Here is a 16,366-nt window from a genome sequence, read left to right as displayed (position 1 = left end):
GATGCCGGTGGCCACGACGGGGCCGCGTCCCGGGCCGTCCGGGGCGCTCCGGACGGCCCGGACGGCCCGGGTGTCACCGGTCTCACAGGCGGGAGGCCGCCCCGGCCTCCGTTCCGACGGCCCGACCGGTCAAACTGGTACGAACCACGCCGTCGAACCGCGCCACCGAAACCGCCACGCCCGCCCCACCCGACGCACCCGCCCCACCCGCCCCACCGCCTCCGCGCGACGTACCGAACTGGCACCCCCGGCCGGGGGAGCCGCCAGGGCACCCCCGGACCTGGAGATGCGAGCATGACCGACACCTGGCTGCGCCGGGCCCGCCGCTACCCCCGCCTGCTCGACGCGCTGCTCACGCTCGGGCTGCTCGTCGTCACCGCCGGGTCGACCATGACCGACCGCTTCGGCAACCACCTGGAGCCCGATCCGGCCGCCCTCACCCTGGCCGTCCTCTCCAGCGCCGCCGTCCTCGCCCACCGGCGCCGCCCCTGGGCGGTCCTCGCGGCGACCCTCGTCGGCGGCCTGGCGATCTGCTTCACCGTGGTCCAGCTCACCCCTGGCCTGATCGCCCCGCTCGTGGCCGCGCTGTACTTCGTCGCGGTGCACACCGACCGCACCACCGCCCGGATCGCCACCGGCGTGGTGGCCGTGCTGGTCACCATCGTCACCGCGATCAACGAGCCCGACGGGCCGATCGGGGCCAAGATCGGCGTCGTCTCCTGGATCCTGCTGCCCGGCGCCCTCGGCGACTCCGTCCGCAACCGCCGCGCCCACCTCGCCGCCATCGAGGAACGCGCCGAACGCGCCGAACGCACCCGCGAGGAGGAGGCCCGCCGCCGGGTCGCCGACGAGCGGATCCGGATCGCCCGCGACCTGCACGACGTGGTCGCCCACCACATCGCCCTCGCCAACGCGCAGGCCGGCATCGCCGTCCACCTCCTCGACCGGCACCCCGCCCAGGCCCGCGAGATGCTCAGCCACCTCACCGACGCCACCGGCTCCGCGCTGCGCGAGCTCAAGGCCACGGTCGGACTGCTGCGCCGCGCCGACGACCCCGAGGCCCCGCTCGAACCCGCCCCCGGCCTCGGCCGGCTTCCCGATCTGCTCGACTCCTTCGAACGAGCCGGCCTGCCGGTCCGGCTCACCGTCGAGGGCGAGCCGCAGCCGCTCTCCCCGGGCGTCGACCTGACCGCCTACCGGATCCTCCAGGAGTCCCTGACCAACGTGGCCAAACACGCCACCGGCACCGCCGCCGCCGTCACCCTGACGTACACGGGCAGCCGGGTCCTGGTCGCCGTCGCCAACGACCGGCCCGCCGCCCGCCCCCGCCCCACCGGGCCGGCCGGCTACGGCCTGATCGGCATGCGGGAGCGCGCCTCCGCCGTCGGCGGCCGGCTCACCGCCGACCACCGCCCCGGCGGCGGCTTCCTGGTCTCCGCCGAACTGCCCCTGCGCACCGCCGCCGCCCGAGAGGACAAGGATCCCCGATGACCATTCGCGTGCTGCTCGCCGACGACCAGGCGCTCCTGCGCGGAGCCTTCCGCGTGCTGATCGACGCCGAGGACGACATGGAGGTGGTCGGTGAGGCCGCCGACGGCCGGGAGGCGGTCGAGCTGGCCAGGTCCACCCGCCCCGACGTCGTCCTGATGGACATCCGGATGCCCGGCGTCGACGGGCTCTCCGCCACCGCCGCGATCTGCGGCGACCCGGACCTCGCGGGCACCCGCGTGCTCATCCTCACCACCTTCGAGATCGACGAGTACGTCGCCCAGGCCCTGCGCGCCGGGGCCGGCGGCTTCCTCGGCAAGGACGCCGAACCGACGGAGCTGCTCGGCGCCCTGCGCCGGGTCGCGGCCGGCGACCCGCTGCTCTCCGCCGCCGCCACCCGCGCCGTGATCGAGCAGCTCCTCGCGCACCCCGACCCGGCCCGCGCCCCCGCGGGCGTGCCCGAGCGCCTCGCCGCCCTGACCGCCCGCGAGCGCGAGGTGATGGCGATGGCCGCCACCGGTCTCACCAACGAGGAGATCGCGGCCCGGATGTTCGTCAGCCCCTTCACCGTCCGCACCCACGTCCACCGGGCGATGTCCAAGGTGGAGGCCCGCGACCGGGCCCAACTCGTCGCCCTCGCCTACCAGTCCGGCCTCGTGCAGAGCCCCCGCCAGGCCCCCTGACACCACCCGGGCGGCCCGGGCCGGCGCCGCCGGGCGTCCCGCCGGGCCGGTCGCCGCGTGCGCGGGTGTTCGCCGAACACCGCTGAAGGGCATGGGTGTTCGAGCCGCCGCCGCCGACGTGCAGTGGTCCGTCCGGCGGGTCGGGTCGTCGTTCGCAAGGGTCGGCCCCGGGCCGGGGCGCCGGCCCTCGGCACCTCCGTTCCGGGGGGCGTACGTATGCGGAAGGGGCGCGTACCGCCGGGAACGCAACTACTCGTCGAGGTCGGTGCGGTGTGCGCGGGGCCTCGCGCCCCAGCGTGCCGGGCCCGGGGCCGCGCTCTGCCGTCCGAGGTAACAGGATGTTTACCGGATCGGCACGATCCGTGCTCGGTATGCGCTTTTGCCTTCCCCATACCCGTGTTTTACTTCGTCTTGACGCGGCATCAGGTCACCGGGGGGACACCGAGGGTCATCGACGCGCGGCTGTTCGGCGCGCCGTGCCACGGCCCGTACCCGTCCGTCCACCGGAGACGTCTGGTTCCGACGTGCCTGCCCGTCCACCGCCCCTCCCGGCCGAGGCCGAGGGGGTCACCGAAGGAGGCATCCACCCTCATGGAACCGCTCATCGACAGGGCCCGGGCGTTCCCGCAGCGCGCGGGAGACACCGGCCGGGAGCTCACCGGCCTCGCGGCCGGCCAGACCCCGCAGGCCCTCTTCATCACCTGCTCCGACTCGCGCGTGGTCCCCACGCTGATCACCAACGCGGACCCCGGCGACCTCTTCGAGCTCCGCACCGCCGGCAACATCGTCCCGGTCTACCGGGCCGACGGCTCCTCGGGCGAGACCGCCACCATCGAGTACGCGGTCGAAGTGCTCGGCGTCCGCGACATCGTGGTCTGCGGGCACTCGCACTGCGGCGCGGTCGGAGCCGTGGTCCGCGGCGAGGACCTCAGCGTGGTGCCCGCCGTCCGCGCCTGGCTGCGCCACGCCGACCACGAGGTGCTCCGCGCGGACGAGGCCGACGTGTTCGACCCGACCGTGGCCGGGCCGGTACAGCGCCACGTCCTCACCCAGCTCGACCGGCTGCGCGGCTACCCCGCCGTCGCCCGGCGGCTGGTCGAGGGCGAGATCAGACTCCACGGCTGGTTCTACGAGATCCACACCGGCCTGGTGCTCGCGCACCGGGCGGACGCCGGCCTCTTCCTCCCGCTTTGAGGCCGGTTCCGCGCGACGGCCCGCAGCAGGACCGTCCGCGTCCGCGCGGCCCGGGGCCCCGTGCTTCGTCTGCGCACCCCTCGCTCCCGCACCGCTCGCGGCCGTGCGGCCCGCAGGGCCGTCGTCCGCACCGCCACCGTCCCCACACCACAACTCTCCCGAGGACCCGATGACTCGTCGTCCCGCCCTTCGGCTGAGCACTCTGCGCTCCGACTTCGCCGCTTCCCTCGTCGTCTTCCTGGTCGCCCTCCCGCTCTGCGTGGGCGTCGCCGTCGCCTCCGGGGTGCCGGCCGAACTGGGGCTGGTCACCGGCATCGTCGGTGGCCTGGTCACCGGGCTGATGCCCGGCAGCAGCCTCCAGGTGTCCGGCCCCGCCGCGGGCCTGACCGTGCTGGTGTTCGCCGCCGTCCAGGAACACGGCCTCGCGACCCTCGGTGTGATCACCGCGGTCGCCGGCCTCCTCCAGCTCGCCATGGGAGCGGCCCGCCTCGGCCGGCTGTTCCGGGCGATCTCCGTCTCGGTCGTCCAGGGCATGCTCGCCGGGATCGGCCTCGTCCTGATCGCCGGTCAGCTCTACGCGCTGGCCGACGCGAAGGGCCCCTCCGGCGGGCCCGCGAAGCTGGCCGGACTGCCGGGCCTGGTCGCCGACGTCGCCGGCAGCCCGCGCGGGCTCGCCGCCGCCGCGGTCGGCGCCGGAACGGTGGCGATCCTGCTGCTCTGGCCGCGGCTGCCCGCCCGGGTCCGGGTGGTCCCGGCGCCGCTCGTGGCCGTGGCCGCCGCCACGGCGGTCACCGCGCTGTTCGACCTCCCGGTCGCCCGGATCGAGGTGGCCGGCCTGGGCGGGGTGATCGACCTGCCCGGCGTCTCCGACCTCGCCGCGCTCGGCAGCCTCGGAGTGCTGGGCACGGCCTTCACGTTCGCGCTGATCGCCTCCGCCGAGAGCCTGTTCAGTGCGGCGGCCGTCGACCGTCTGCACGACGGCCCGCGCACCGACTACGATCGCGAGCTGCTCGCCCAGGGGGTCGGCAACACCCTCTGCGGCGTGCTGGGTGCGCTCCCGATGACGGCGGTGATCGTCCGCAGCGCCGCCAACGTCCAGGCCGGCGCCAGGACGAAGGCCTCCCGGGTGCTGCACGGGGTCTGGCTGCTGCTCTTCGCCGCGCTGATCCCCGCCGCGCTGTCGGCGATCCCGCTCGCCGCGCTGGCCGGGGTACTGGTGCACGCGGGCGCCAAGCTGGTGCCGGTCCGCTCCCTCCGCCCGCTCTGGCGGGCCGACCGCGGCGAGGCGGTGATCCTGGCCGTCACGGCCGTGGCGATCGTGGTCACCAACCTGCTGGAAGGGGTGCTGCTCGGCCTGCTCCTCGCGGTGCTGAAGAGCGCCTGGGACACCTCGCACCTCCAGGTGACGGTCGCCGACCTCTCCGACGGCGAGGAGATCCAGGTGGTGCTGCACGGCAACGCCACGTTCCTGCGGCTGCCGCGTCTGGTGGAGACCCTGGAACGGCTGCCCGCGGACCGCCCGGTCCGGCTCGACCTGTCCGGTGTGCGCCACCTCGACCACGCCTGTCGCAGCGCGCTGGAGCTCTGGCAGGAGCGCCACAACCGCAGTGGGTCGGCCGAGTTGGTGGGTCTCCCGGCCTCGGCCTGACGGAGTCCGACGGCGTCCGGCACGGCTCGACCCGGTCTGACGGGACGGCGGCGGGGGCGGGGACGGCCGGTGGTCCGGCCCGCCCGCCCCTGCCGCCCCGCCCGCGTCTCACTCCTCCACGCCGAGCGCGGCCAGCAGCTCACCGCGCAGCTCACCGCGGCCCTTCCCGTGCCCGCCGCCCGCCGTACCGGCCGCAGTACCGCCCGCCGTACCGCCCGCCGTGCCGGCCGCCGTACCTGCCGACGGCCGCAGGTCGTGCGAGATCCGGCCGTCGGTCAGGACCAGGACCCGGTCGGCGAGCGCCAGCGCCTCGTCGATGTCGTGGGTGACGAGGAGCACGCACGGCCGGTACCGGGCGCAGAGCCGCCGCAGCAGGGCGTGCATCCGCAGCCGGGTGAGCGCGTCCAGGGCGCCGAACGGCTCGTCCAGCAGCAGGAGTTCGGGCTGCCGGACGAGGGCGCGGGCGAGCGCCGCCCGCTGGGCCTCGCCCCCGGACAGTACGGCCGGCCAGTCCCGCTCGCGGCCGGCCAGGCCGACCTCGGCGAGGACGGTCCGTCCGGTCTCCCCGGCGTCCGGACCGGTGAGACCGAGCACCACGTTCTCCAGGACGCGTTCCCAGGGCAGCAGCCGGGCGTCCTGGAACACCACCGAGACGCGCTCCGGGACGTCCGCCGTCCCGGAACCGGTCGCACCGGGGGTGTCGCCGCGGCCGGCGCCGCCGCGGCGACCGGCCCGGCGGCCGTCCTCGTACCCGTCCAGCCGGCCGAGGGCCCGCAGGAGGGTCGACTTCCCGGAGCCGCTGTGGCCGAGCAGCGCGGTGAACTCGCCGGGTGCGAGGTCGAGGTCGACGCCGTCCAGGACGGTCCGGCCGCCGAACGAGCGGGTGAGCCCGCGCAGCCGGACGGCGGGACCGTCCGTCGCGCCGACGGGGTCCGCACCGGTGAAGGTGTCGGCGGTCAGGCCAGGGTGCGGCGCCATGCCAGCGCCCTCCTTTCGAACAGGCGGACCAGGGTGTCCGAGAGCAGGCCGAGCAGGCCGTAGACGACCAGGCCGACCACGATGACGTCGGTGCGGCCGAAGGTGCGGGCCTGGGTCATCAGGTAGCCGATGCCGCTGGAGGCGTTGATCTGTTCGCTGACCACCAGCACCAGCCAGGAGATCGTGACCGACATCCGCAGCCCGGTGAAGAAGCCCGGTGCGGCCCCCGGCAGGGCGATCCGCCGCAGGAACCCGGCCGGCGTCAGGTCGACGGTCCGGGCCAGCTCCGCGTACCGGGGGTCCAGGCCGGTCAGCGCGGCGTGGGTGTTGAGGTAGACCGGGACGAGGGTGCCCAGGGCCACCAGGATCACCTTGACCTCCTCGCCGATGCCGAACCAGATGATGGCCAGGGGCACCAGCGCGAGGATCGGCAGGGAGCGGACCAGTTGCACCGTTCCGTCGATCAGCGCCTCGCCGATCCGGCTGAGCCCGGCGGCCAGCGCGAGCAGCAGTCCGGCGGCGACCCCGAAACCGAGGCCGAGGGCGGCCCGCCGGAGCGAGACCAGCAGGTGCTCCTGGAGCTCGCCGCTGCGGCCCAGGTCGCCGAAGGCGGCGGCGACGTCGGCCGGCGGGGCGAGGGTCTGCGGGTCGAGCAGCCCGGTGGCCGAGGCCACCCACCAGAGGGCGAGCAGCAGGACCGGTCCGAGGGCGCGCGCGAACGGGATCCGGCGGCGCGGGCGGCCCACCGGTCGGTGGGTGCGGCGGGGCCGGCCGGACCGGCCGGGGGCCCGGGGCCGGGCGGGAGCGGACGGGGTTGAGACGGTCACGATGGTCCTCTCGGGGGAGCGCCGGTCGTCGCTCAGCCGGCCAGGGCCTGGCGCTGGACGGCCTCGAAGCGGCGGTCGAACTCGCCCGACACGTCGAGCTTCCCGGGGAGCGCCCCGGCGGCCGTGAGCAGGTCGGCGATGGCCTGGTGGTCGGTGAGGGCCTGCTCGTAGGAGGGGAACGCGGCGGTGCCGGTGTTGCGGAAGATCTGGCTCCCGGTGGCGGCCGGGATGTTCTGCCTCTTCACGTAGTACTGCTCCACCCACTCCGCCTCGTTGGCGTTCTGCCAGGTCAGCGCCTTGGTCCAGCGGGCGGTCAGGTCGGCCAGCGCGGCCGCCCGCGCCGGGTCCCTGAGGGTCTTGCCGGGGGTGATGAGCAGCAGCAGGCCGCTGGTGAGGTCCTTGTCGTCGGTGATCTCGTGGGCGCCCTTCTCGGCGTTGGGCAGCAGGTACTTGGAGGCGAGCGGCTCGGTGAGCGCCGCCGCGTCGATCTGGCCGCTCTGCAGGGCGGCGGGGATGTCCAGGACCTGGAGGTTGACGAGGGTGACGTCGGTGGTCCTCAGCCCGGCGCGCTTGAGTGCGTTGAGGACGGCGGGCTGGAAGGTGGTGCCCTCGGTGTAGGCGATCTTCTTGCCCTTGAGTTCGGCGACGGTCCTGGCCGGGTTGCCGGGCGAGGTGACGAGGTGGACGGCGGAGCGGCTGGTCTGGGCGACGCCGACCACCTTGACGTCCTGTTGGGCGGCCTGGGCGAAGATGGCGGGCGTCTCGGCGACGATCCCGAGGTCGAGCGAGCCGGCCCGGAAGGCCTCCAGGATCGCCGGGCCGCCCTGGAAGGCGCTGTAGCCGAGCTTGTACGCGGTTCCCTGGTCCTGTCCGGAGGCCTTGAGCAGGACCTCCAACTGGGCGTTCTGGTCACCGATCCGCAGGTCGGTGCCGGCCGGGACGCTGGTCGGCAGCGGTTCCTGCGGGGCGGGCGCGGCGCCGGCGGCGGAGCCGGTGGTCCGACCGTTGGAGGCGCAGGCGGTCAGGGCGAGTGCGGCGACGGCGAGTGCGGCGGCGAGGCGACGGGGGCGGTGCATGGGTGGAACTCCTCTGTCAGTGCGATGGGTTGGCGCGGGTTCAGGCCGCGAAGCCTGGTGGTCCCGGACCGAGTAGCCGTACCGGGTGCCGCGGGCGGCGCCGCCGTCGGCGGGGAAGGCGGGCGAGACGGGGGCGGCGGGGGCGGCGTGGGCCGGCGGTTGGGCGGTGAGGACGAGCGGGGTGGAGGCGATCAGGGTCGCGGCGCGCGGGAGCAGCGGTCGGCGGCGGGGTGTCGGCGCCGGCATGGGGATCGCTCCTTCGGTGGGACGGGCCCCGGCCGGGTGCCCGTGGTCACGGGCGGGCGGCAGGCGGCGGGGACGGCGAGGGCAGCGGTACGGGCGGCACCGGCGCCGCGGGCGGGTCGAGCGGCGGGCCGGCGAGGTCCCCGGGACATCGGGCGGGCGCCGGGCGGAGCGCGTCCAGCGCGCCCCGTACCGTTCCGCCGGCCGCCGCCAGCGCGGCCCGGGCGGCGGCGGGGGCCGCGTCGGCGAGCAGCACCACGAGGGCGGGCTTCAGTTCGCCGTCGGTGGCGGCCAGTGCGGACCGGCAGGCCTCCGGCCCGGCGCCGGAGGCCTGGGCCAGGAGCGTGAGCTTCCGTGCGGCGAGCTTCCGGTTCCCCGCGGCGACGTCCGTCATCAGGTTGGACCAGGTGCGGCCGAGACGGACCATCACCGCCGTCGAGAAGCCGTGCAGGACGAGCTTCTGTGCGGTGCCCGCCTTCATCCGGGTCGAACCGGTGATGACCTCGGGGCCCGACTCCACGCAGACGTGGAGGTCGGCGAAGTCGGCGAGCGGCGCCTCGGGGTCGGCGCTCACCAGCACCGTGAGCGCGCCGGCGGCGCGGGCCGCGTGCAGGGCGCCCGCCACGTACGGGGTCCGGCCGCTGGCGGCGAGGCCGAGCACGACGTCCCCGGCCGCCGCCTCCGCGAGCGCGGCCCGGCCGGCCTCCTCGCTGTCCTCGGCGCCCTCCGCGGCCCTGGTGAGCGCGGCCGGGCCGCCTGCCAGGTGGACCCGCACCCGGCCGGGCTCCAGCCCGTAGGTGGGCGGCAGTTCGGCCGCGTCCAGGGTGGCGTACCGGCCGGAGGAGCCGGCGCCGACGTAGTGCACGGTGCGGCCGGACCGCAGCGCGTCCACGGCGGCGTCCACGGCGCGGGCCAGGGCGGGCAGCGCGGTGGCCACGGCGGTGGGCACGGTGGCGTCCTCGGCGTTGATCAGCCGCAGGACGCCCAGCGCGTCCAGCCGGTCGATGCCGGTGCTGCGCGGGTTGCGCGCCTCGGTGGGCGGCAGGTGGTGCACGGGTGCTCCCGGGGTGGTGCGGGGACGGGGAAACGTGGGGACGGATCGGACGGAGGGGAGGTGGGACGCGCCTGACCGGGACGGGTCCGACCGGGGCGTGCCGGGTCGGGGCGGCTCTGCGTCGGGGCGGCTCTGCCCGGGGCGGGGTGGAGCCGGGCGGGGAGCGAGGTGCGGTCGGATCGAGGACCCGGGCGTTCCGGGCCGGCGCCGCTCAGGCGAGGGCGTCGGTGAGCGCGCGCCGCCCCGGTCCGTCCAGGCCCTCGCCGGGGAAGAGGCAGAGGTCCCCGCCCGCGGAGGCGTCGAGTGCGTGGTGCAGGGCCGCCCGGAACCCGGCGGTGGTGACCGGCGGACCCCAGTCGGCGCCCCGGGCGAGCGCGGCCGACGAGGTGGTCTGCACCATCGGCACCACGGCCGTCCCCGGCGAGCCGCCGGCCTCGGCCCGGACCGCCCGGGCGACCGCGCCGACCCACTCCGGCGGGCGGTGCAGGATCGCGTGGTACGACATCGGCAGCAGCGCGTCCACCAGCGGTGCCAGCTCCGCGGCCGACTGGCCGACCAGCCGCGTCCGACGAGCGCCGTCCTCCTCCGGGACGAGGAAGAGGCCGGTCCACAGCCCGGGCCGGGCGTGGCGGGCGGCGGCCACCAGCGTGCGGGCGAGGCCGGTGACGACCTCCCGCCGGTACCGGAACCAGTGCTCCCGGTGGCGGCCGGTCAGGACGGTGCGGGCCGCCACGGGGTCGGCCGGGACGGGGATCCCGGTGCGGCGGGTGAAGTCGGCGAGGGCGGTCGGATCGTAGGAGGCGTCGCGCGGCCGGGCCCCCGCCCGCAACTCCTGCTCCCAGTGCAGCGGCCAGCGCAGGAAGTCCAGGACCAGCCCGTCGAGGAGACCGCCGGCCGCCGCCCCGGCGCACCGCTCCGCCAGCCGCTCGCCGTGGACCGGGTCGGTCGGGACCAGGCCGGTGTACCACTCGCGTTGCTGCCACGGCCGTCCGTCGCCGGACACCGGCCGGAGGTCGGGTCGGCGGCGTTCGGCGGGTTCGGCGTGGTCGCTCAGGCAGGCCACGCTGCCGACCAGCCGGAGTCCGGCCGCGTGGCAGGCGGCGGACAGGGCGGGCGTGGCGGCGTCCGCCTTGGTGATCAGGGTGGTGAGGCCGGTGGCCGCCAGTCCGTCGAGCAGGCGCGCCCGGCCGTCCGGGTCGGCGGCGGCGAGCGTGCGGTCGAAGACGTACGCGCCGCGCAGCGGCGGGGGTGCCGGGTCCGCCGGGGACGCCGCCGGCTCGGACGCGGGTGACGGCGCCGGTGACGGTGCGGGCGGTGACGGTGGGGCGGGCAGGGGTGCGGGGGGAACGGCCGGGGCAGGCACGGGGGATCCTCGGTGGGGCGGGTGCGTGGGCGCGCGGCGGCGGTGGGCCGGTGCGGCGCGGGGCGTCAGCGAAGCGGTGCGACGGCCGGACAGGCGGCGGTGGTGACGCGGCAGAAGTCCACGTGGGCCCGAGTGGTGAGGACGGCGGCACGGGACACGGCGCGGTCTCCTTCCCGGGTCGGTGGTGGCACACTTCGGACGAACCCGAGGTTGACACCCGTCGGGATGTCGAGGATTCTCGCACAGAACTCTTCGAATGTGGAAGAGCAACATCGGTGGGCAACGGGATGTGGGAGGGATGTCGTGGACCGCACGTCGGCCCAGGCTCTGATCGTGCGACTGCGGGGCAGGCTGCCCTCCCTGTCGCCGGTGGAACGCGCGGTCGCCGAACGCGTGCTGGCCGACCCGGCCGCCGCAGCCGCCCTGAGCATCAGTCAACTGGCCGCCGCAGCACGGGTGTCGGACACCTCGGTGACGCGGTTCTGCCGCACCCTCGGCCTGCGCGGCTACCCCGATCTTCGGCTCGCCCTCGCCGCCGCCCAGGTCGCGGCCGCGGACGAGTTCGCCGTCCGGGTCGGCGCCGACGGGGACGTCACCGCCGCCGACGACACCCGGACCGTGGTCGCCAAGGTGGCCCGCCTCAGCGCCCGGGCCGCCGAGGACACCGCCGCCCAACTCGACCTCGACGCCCTGGACGCGGTGGTCGACGCCCTGGCCTCGGCCCGCCGGATCGAGGTGTACGCGGCCGGGGCCGGGGCCGTGGTCGCCGCCGACCTCGAGTACAAGCTCCAGCACCTCGGCCTGGTCTGTGCCGCCCGCTCCGACGTCCACCGGGCCCTGATGGGCGCCGCCCACCTGACCCCCGCCGACGTCGCCGTCGGCATCTCCTACTCCGGCCGCACGCCCGAGGTCCTCGACCCGGTCACCGAGGCCGCCCGGCGCGGCGCCACCACCGTCGCCCTCACCAGCGACCCGGGCTCGCCGCTCGCCGCCGCCACCACCCGGGTCCTCACCTTCGCCGGCCGGGAGAGCGACCGCCGCACCGGTGCGACCGTCAGCCGGACCGCCCAACTCACCGTCGTGGACTGCCTCTACGTCCGCCTCGCCCAGTACCTCGACACCCGCGCCGCCGACGCCCTCGACCGCACCCGCCAGGCCGTCACCCGCGGCCGCACCCCGCAGCGCCACCATGCCTGACCACGGGAGTCCCGCCACCGCCCGGCGGCGGGGGCCCGCCTCCGCAGGCCGCGCCGAGGACACCTGGGTGGTGGGCGTCGACGTCGGCGGGTCCGGCCTCCGGGTGGCCGTCGCCCCCGCCGGGTGGCCCGCCGACCTCGCCGGGGCCCGGACGGCCGACGTGGCCGGGGCCGCCCGGGTGTCCGCGGCTGCCGCCGGGCAGGACGCCGACGCGCTGCTCGGCCGGCTGCTCCCCGCACTCGGCTCCCTCGCCGCCGGACTGCCGCCCGGGGCCGGGATCGGCGCGGTCGCCGTCGGCGCCACCGGAATGGCCCTGCTCGGCCGGGCGCTCGCGGCGCGACTGCCCGGCCCGCTGGCCCGCGCCACCGGAGCCGAACGCCTGGTGCTGGCCGGGGACTCGGTCGCGGCGCACGTCGGCGCGCTCGGCACGGGCGCCGGGGTGACCGTGGCCGGCGGGACGGGCCTGGTCGCGATCGGCTACCGCGCGGAGACCGGCTGGCGGCGCGCCGACGGCTGGGGCCAGCTGCTCGGGGACTGCGGCAGCGGCGGCTGGCTGGGCCGCGAGGGCCTGGCGGCGGCCCTGCGCGCGTACGACGGGCGGACCGGCGGATCGCCCGCGCTGCTCGCGGCGGCCGAACGCCGCTACGGCCCGGCGCCCGGTCTCCCGGCGGCGCTCCAGCCGCGTCCGGACCGCGCCGCGCTGCTCGCCGCGTTCTCCCCCGACGTGGTGGCGGCGGCCGAGGAGGGCTGCCCGGTCGCCGGTGCGATCGTCCGGCGCGCGGGGGAGGAGATCGCCGCGAGCGCGACCGCCGCCGCCACCGCCGTCGGCCTCACGGACCCCCGGCTCGCCCTGACCGGCGGCCTCTTCCGTCTCGGGCCGGTCCGCCGGGCGGCCCTCGACGCGCTGGCCGCCCGGCTCCCCGCCGCCCGCCTCCGGGAGCCCGACGGCCCGCCCCTGCTCGGCGCCCTCCGGCTCGCGGCCTCGGCTGCCGCCGCGCCCGGCGGGCTGCCCTGGCCACTGGACCCGCCGCTGCTGGACCTCCTCGACCTGACCGCCTGACCTGACCGCCTGACCTGACCGCCTGACCTGACCTCCTCGACCTGACCGTCTGACCGGACCACCTGACCGCTCACCGGCAGTGATCCCGCCCCGGCGCCCGCACGGTCCGGCCCTCCGGCCCCGCCGGGCCTCACGCCTTGCGGGCCACCGCGCCGTACATGCTGACCCGGTCGGCCCCGGCCTCCGGCGTGCCCTCCGGCCGCCAGAGCGGCACGGTGACCACACCCGGGTCCAGGACCTCCAGCCCGTCGAGGAACGCCCCCACCTCCTCGCGGGTGCGGCCGACCAGCGGTGCGGTGGCCCTGTCGTAGACCCCGGTGACCCGGTCCCGCACCGCGGCGGGGATGAAGTCCGCCGTCCCGTGCGAGAGGACCAGGTGGCTGCCGGGGGCCAGGACGTCGAGCAGCGTGCGGACGGCGTCGTACGGCCGCTGGTGGTCCGGCACGAAGTGCAGGACGGCCGCCAGCACGAGGCCCACCGGGCGGTCGAAGTCGAGCAGCTTCTCGGCCTCGGCGGCGTCGAGGAGCTTCTCGGGCTCGCGCAGGTCGGCCTGGATCACCGTGGTCCGGCCGACGGCCGTGCCGCCCATCAGGGCCCGGGCGTGCGCGAGCACGATCGGGTCGTTGTCCACGTAGACGACCCGGGCGCCCGGGTCGACCGCCTGGGCGATCTGGTGGGTGTTGCCGGCGGTGGGGATGCCGGTGCCGATGTCGAGGAACTGGTCGATGCCCGCGGCGGCGACGCTGCGCACCGCCCTGGTGAGGAAGGCCCGGTTGGCGCGCGCGGTCGATCTGAACTCGGGGTTGGCCGCGAGGGCCCGTTCGGCGGCGGCCCGGTCGGAGGGGAAGTTGTCCTTGCCCCCGAGGTAGTAGTCGTACATCCGGGCCGGGTGCGGGATCTCCGGGCGCAGGTCGGCGGGGACACCGGGCTCGCCCGGTTCCCACATGCTGTCGTAGCCCACCACTGCCTCCGCACCTCCATGATCTGACGATCCGTCGGCGCACAGCGTAGGTGCTCGGGAGGGGCCCGGTGGGCGGATGGTCGGTTCACCCCCCGTTGTGAGAAATGGGCGCGTTGGTCCTCGTTCGGGGCTCCTGTGCGGTCGGGGGACGCGTTCGGAGCGGGGCCGGGGAGGGGGCTCGGAGCGGGCCGGGTCGGCCTCCCTCCGCGCGCCTGCTCCCGGCCGGGGGAACAGGTCCCCGGCGGGCGGTCCGGGGCGCCCCGGAGCAGGATGGGAGGGTCCGGGGCTCAGCCCAGTCGACGGGCCGCCGCACGCGGGCGGCAACGGGAGGTCGCCATGCTCGCCGTGATCGGTACGGCCGACATCAGGGAGTGGCGGGGACAGGCCGTCGTGGACGAGAAGGACCACCGGATCGGCGCGCTGGAGTCCGTCTACGTGGAGACCGCCAGCGACCAGCCGTTCTTCGCGACCGTCACGGTCGGCCTGGTGTCCCGGCGGCGGCTGGTCTTCGTACCGCTCGACGGGGCGGTCGTCGGCCCCGGGTACCTCCGGGTGGCGTTCCCCAAGGCCCAGGTCAAGCAGGCGCCGTCGATCGGCGTCGACGACGTCCTGCCCGCCGAGGACGAGGCGGCCGTGTTCGCGCACTACGGGCTCGCCTACACCCCCGGAGCGGGCGGCGAGCGCCGTCTCGCCCGCCGCTGACACCGAGCACGCCCGCGCCGGTACACATGTCGGTGCACACGTCGGTGCACACGTCGGCCCGGTCCTGACCGGCCTGCGCCGACCGGTCAGGACCGGGGCCGTGGCGGGGCGGGGACCGACTCGACACGGCACCCCGCCCCCGCCGCCCGGCCGGCGCCTCCCACAGCGCCGGACCGGACACCACCGCTTCGCGGCAGCCGGCGGGGCGGATGGCCCGGCCCGCCGGGTATCACCCGAACGGCGGAACCACTGCCCCCGGTCCGTGCCCGCCGGTTCCCACCGCGCCCCGCTGCCCCGCGCCCCGCCGCCCCGCGCCGGGCGCGCCGCATCCCGGTTCAGGGAGCCACCGGCGCGCCGCGCCCCGCTCGGCGCGCCGGACTGGAAGGCTCACCTGCCCGGAGGCCTGCCGGAGCCGGCCCCCGACAGCAACCTCCCGACCACCACCCGTCGGACCACCATCCGTCGGACCACCACTCGCCAGACCATCACCGTCAGACCACCACCACCGGGCCGCCACTGATGACCGTCGCCATCGCTCTGCTCACCCAGGACCTCCGCCTGCACGACAACCCCGTCCTGCACGCCGCCGCCGCCGCGGCCGACGAGGTCGTCCCGCTCTTCGTCCTCGACCCGGACGTCTCCGCCGTGGGCTTCGCCGCGCCCAACCGGGCCGCCTTCCTCGCCGGCTGCCTCGCCGACCTGGACGCCTCGCTGCGCCCGCTCGGAGGCCGCCTCGTCCTGCGCCGGGGACGGTCCGCGTCCGCGACCGCCCGGCTGGCCGCCGAGGTGGACGCCGCCTCGGTGCACGTCGCCGCCGGGGTGAGCGCCTTCGCCCACCGTCGCGAGCAGGCCCTGCGCGAGCAGCTCGGCGACCGGCTGCACGTCCACGACGGCTCCCTCACCGTGGCCGTGCCCGGTGCGGTGACCCCGGCGGGCAAGGACCACTACGCCGTCTTCACGCCGTACTTCCGGGCCTGGTCGCAGGCCCCGCGCCGGACCGTCCACCGCGCGCCGCGGGCGCTGCGCACCCCCGAGGGGATCGCGGGCGAACCCGTCCCCACCGCCGCGCCGGACTCGCCCGCCCTGCCGCCCGGGGGCGAGCGGACCGCGAGGCGGCTCTGGCAGCGGTACCCGCTGGAGCGCTACGCCGACCTGCACGACGACCTCGGCGCCGACGGCACCTCGCGCCTCTCGCCGTACCTGCACTTCGGCTGCCTCTCCGTCGGCGAGCTGGTCGCCGACGCCGAGCGGCAGGGGCACGAGGGCGCCGAGGCGTTCGTCCGTCAGCTGGCCTGGCGGGACTTCCACCACCAGGTGCTGGCCGCCCGGCCCGAGGCCGCTCACCGGGACTACCGCGACCGGGGCGACCGGTGGCTCCCGGAGGACGACGAGGAGTGCGAGGCCTGGCGGACCGGCCGGACCGGCTTCCCGCTGGTCGACGCGGGCATGCGGCAGCTCGCGCACGAGGGCTGGATGCACAACCGCGCCCGGCTGGTGACGGCCTCCTTCCTGGCCAAGACGCTCTACCGGGACTGGCGGATCGGCGCCCGCCACTTCCTGCGGCTGCTGGTGGACGGGGATCTGGCGAACAACCAGCTCAACTGGCAGTGGGTGGCCGGCACCGGCACCGACACCCGCCCGAACCGGGTGCTCAACCCGCTCTCCCAGGCGGACCGCCTCGACCCGGACGGTGCCTACGTGCGGCGCTGGGTGCCCGAACTCGCGGACGTCCGGGGGCGGGCCGTGCACCGCCCCTGGCGGCTGGACCGCCCGCCGGCCGGCTACCCGGCGCCGGTCGTCGATCCGGACGCGCTCTCCACCCGCCTCCGCTCGGCCCGCGGGCTGGAGTGAGGCGCCCGGGCCGGTCCGCCGGACGTCCGTTGCCGAACCGA

14 protein-coding genes are annotated in these 16,366 nt (G+C 76.7%); 8 read left to right on the top strand and 6 right to left on the bottom strand.

What is annotated here, in order from left to right; genetic code table 11:
- The first annotated feature begins 294 nt into the window (after positions 1–294).
- From ACFWOG_RS20685 to ACFWOG_RS20670, 4 genes are all read left to right on the top strand, one after another.
- Positions 295–1,491 carry a sensor histidine kinase gene (locus ACFWOG_RS20685; protein WP_329881205.1) on the top strand — a complete coding sequence of 399 codons (1,197 nt, stop codon included), beginning with the start codon at positions 295–297 and terminating at the stop codon, positions 1,489–1,491.
- A complete protein-coding gene (locus tag ACFWOG_RS20680) occupies positions 1,488–2,171 on the top strand; it encodes a response regulator transcription factor (RefSeq protein ID WP_329881203.1) in 684 nt (227 codons plus the stop codon). Before ACFWOG_RS20685 ends, ACFWOG_RS20680 begins: the two co-directional genes overlap by 4 nt.
- Positions 2,172–2,762: 591 nt before the next feature.
- A complete protein-coding gene (locus ACFWOG_RS20675) occupies positions 2,763–3,365 on the top strand; it encodes a carbonic anhydrase (RefSeq protein ID WP_329881201.1) in 603 nt (200 codons plus the stop codon).
- Positions 3,366–3,534: 169 nt separating this feature from the next.
- Positions 3,535–5,013, top strand: coding sequence for a SulP family inorganic anion transporter (locus ACFWOG_RS20670; RefSeq protein WP_380360118.1), 1,479 nt, complete (start codon positions 3,535–3,537; stop codon positions 5,011–5,013).
- 108 nt (positions 5,014–5,121) lie between these two features.
- On the opposite strand, the gene ACFWOG_RS20665 is transcribed toward ACFWOG_RS20670, so the two are convergent.
- The 5 genes from ACFWOG_RS20665 to ACFWOG_RS20645 all read right to left on the bottom strand — a co-directional run bounded on the left by ACFWOG_RS20665 (position 5,122) and on the right by ACFWOG_RS20645 (position 10,554).
- Positions 5,122–5,991 (bottom strand): ABC transporter ATP-binding protein, encoded by an 870-nt coding sequence (locus tag ACFWOG_RS20665; RefSeq protein ID WP_380360116.1) that lies wholly within the window; start codon positions 5,989–5,991, stop codon positions 5,122–5,124.
- Entirely contained in the window at positions 5,970–6,818 is an 849-nt protein-coding gene (locus ACFWOG_RS20660) for an ABC transporter permease (protein ID WP_380360114.1), read from the bottom strand. Before ACFWOG_RS20660 ends, ACFWOG_RS20665 begins: the two co-directional genes overlap by 22 nt.
- 32 nt (positions 6,819–6,850) lie before the next feature.
- Positions 6,851–7,894 carry an ABC transporter substrate-binding protein gene (locus ACFWOG_RS20655; RefSeq protein WP_380360112.1) on the bottom strand — a complete coding sequence of 348 codons (1,044 nt, stop codon included), beginning with the start codon at positions 7,892–7,894 and terminating at the stop codon, positions 6,851–6,853.
- Between the two features lie 292 nt (positions 7,895–8,186).
- Positions 8,187–9,191: an N-acetylmuramic acid 6-phosphate etherase gene (locus tag ACFWOG_RS20650; protein WP_380360110.1), complete on the bottom strand. Its 1,005-nt coding sequence runs from the start codon at positions 9,189–9,191 to the stop codon at positions 8,187–8,189.
- Between the two features lie 211 nt (positions 9,192–9,402).
- On the bottom strand, positions 9,403–10,554 hold the full coding sequence (locus ACFWOG_RS20645; RefSeq protein WP_380360108.1) for a hypothetical protein: 1,152 nt from the start codon (positions 10,552–10,554) through the stop codon (positions 9,403–9,405).
- 303 nt (positions 10,555–10,857) lie between these two features.
- Between ACFWOG_RS20645 and ACFWOG_RS20640 the strand changes: the two genes are divergently transcribed.
- Positions 10,858–11,751, top strand: a complete 894-nt coding sequence (locus ACFWOG_RS20640) for a MurR/RpiR family transcriptional regulator (RefSeq protein WP_355404885.1) — start codon at positions 10,858–10,860, stop codon at positions 11,749–11,751.
- Complete coding sequence (locus tag ACFWOG_RS20635; RefSeq protein WP_329951825.1) at positions 11,744–12,811, top strand: BadF/BadG/BcrA/BcrD ATPase family protein; 1,068 nt, start codon at positions 11,744–11,746, stop codon at positions 12,809–12,811. Before ACFWOG_RS20640 ends, ACFWOG_RS20635 begins: the two co-directional genes overlap by 8 nt.
- Positions 12,812–12,941: 130 nt before the next feature.
- Here ACFWOG_RS20635 and ACFWOG_RS20630 read toward each other — a convergent pair whose 3' ends face one another.
- Positions 12,942–13,772 (bottom strand): SAM-dependent methyltransferase, encoded by an 831-nt coding sequence (locus ACFWOG_RS20630; RefSeq protein ID WP_355404887.1) that lies wholly within the window; start codon positions 13,770–13,772, stop codon positions 12,942–12,944.
- 345 nt (positions 13,773–14,117) lie between these two features.
- Here ACFWOG_RS20630 and ACFWOG_RS20625 point away from each other — a divergent pair, with 345 nt between their 5' ends.
- Positions 14,118–14,474: a PRC-barrel domain-containing protein gene (locus ACFWOG_RS20625; RefSeq protein ID WP_329881329.1), complete on the top strand. Its 357-nt coding sequence runs from the start codon at positions 14,118–14,120 to the stop codon at positions 14,472–14,474.
- Positions 14,475–14,993: 519 nt separating this feature from the next.
- A complete protein-coding gene (locus ACFWOG_RS20620; RefSeq protein ID WP_329951823.1) occupies positions 14,994–16,325 on the top strand; it encodes a deoxyribodipyrimidine photo-lyase in 1,332 nt (443 codons plus the stop codon).
- Positions 16,326–16,366 lie beyond the last annotated feature (41 nt).

The organism is Kitasatospora sp. NPDC058406 (assembly GCF_042722765.1).
Lineage (GTDB): Bacteria > Actinomycetota > Actinomycetes > Streptomycetales > Streptomycetaceae > Kitasatospora.
This window is presented reverse-complemented; position numbering and strand designations above follow the sequence as displayed.

What these genes read in the sequence shown, in the direction of transcription:
- ACFWOG_RS20620 (WP_329951823.1), top strand. Translation starts at nt 14,994, where the DNA reads ATGACCGTCGCCATCGCTCTGCTCACCCAGGACCTCCGCCTGCACGAC.
- ACFWOG_RS20675 (WP_329881201.1), top strand. Translation starts at nt 2,763, where the DNA reads ATGGAACCGCTCATCGACAGGGCCCGGGCGTTCCCGCAGCGCGCGGGA.
- ACFWOG_RS20655 (WP_380360112.1), bottom strand. Translation starts at nt 7,894, where the DNA reads ATGCACCGCCCCCGTCGCCTCGCCGCCGCACTCGCCGTCGCCGCACTC.
- ACFWOG_RS20635 (WP_329951825.1), top strand. Translation starts at nt 11,744, where the DNA reads ATGCCTGACCACGGGAGTCCCGCCACCGCCCGGCGGCGGGGGCCCGCC.
- ACFWOG_RS20670 (WP_380360118.1), top strand. Translation starts at nt 3,535, where the DNA reads ATGACTCGTCGTCCCGCCCTTCGGCTGAGCACTCTGCGCTCCGACTTC.
- ACFWOG_RS20680 (WP_329881203.1), top strand. Translation starts at nt 1,488, where the DNA reads ATGACCATTCGCGTGCTGCTCGCCGACGACCAGGCGCTCCTGCGCGGA.
- ACFWOG_RS20685 (WP_329881205.1), top strand. Translation starts at nt 295, where the DNA reads ATGACCGACACCTGGCTGCGCCGGGCCCGCCGCTACCCCCGCCTGCTC.
- ACFWOG_RS20665 (WP_380360116.1), bottom strand. Translation starts at nt 5,991, where the DNA reads ATGGCGCCGCACCCTGGCCTGACCGCCGACACCTTCACCGGTGCGGAC.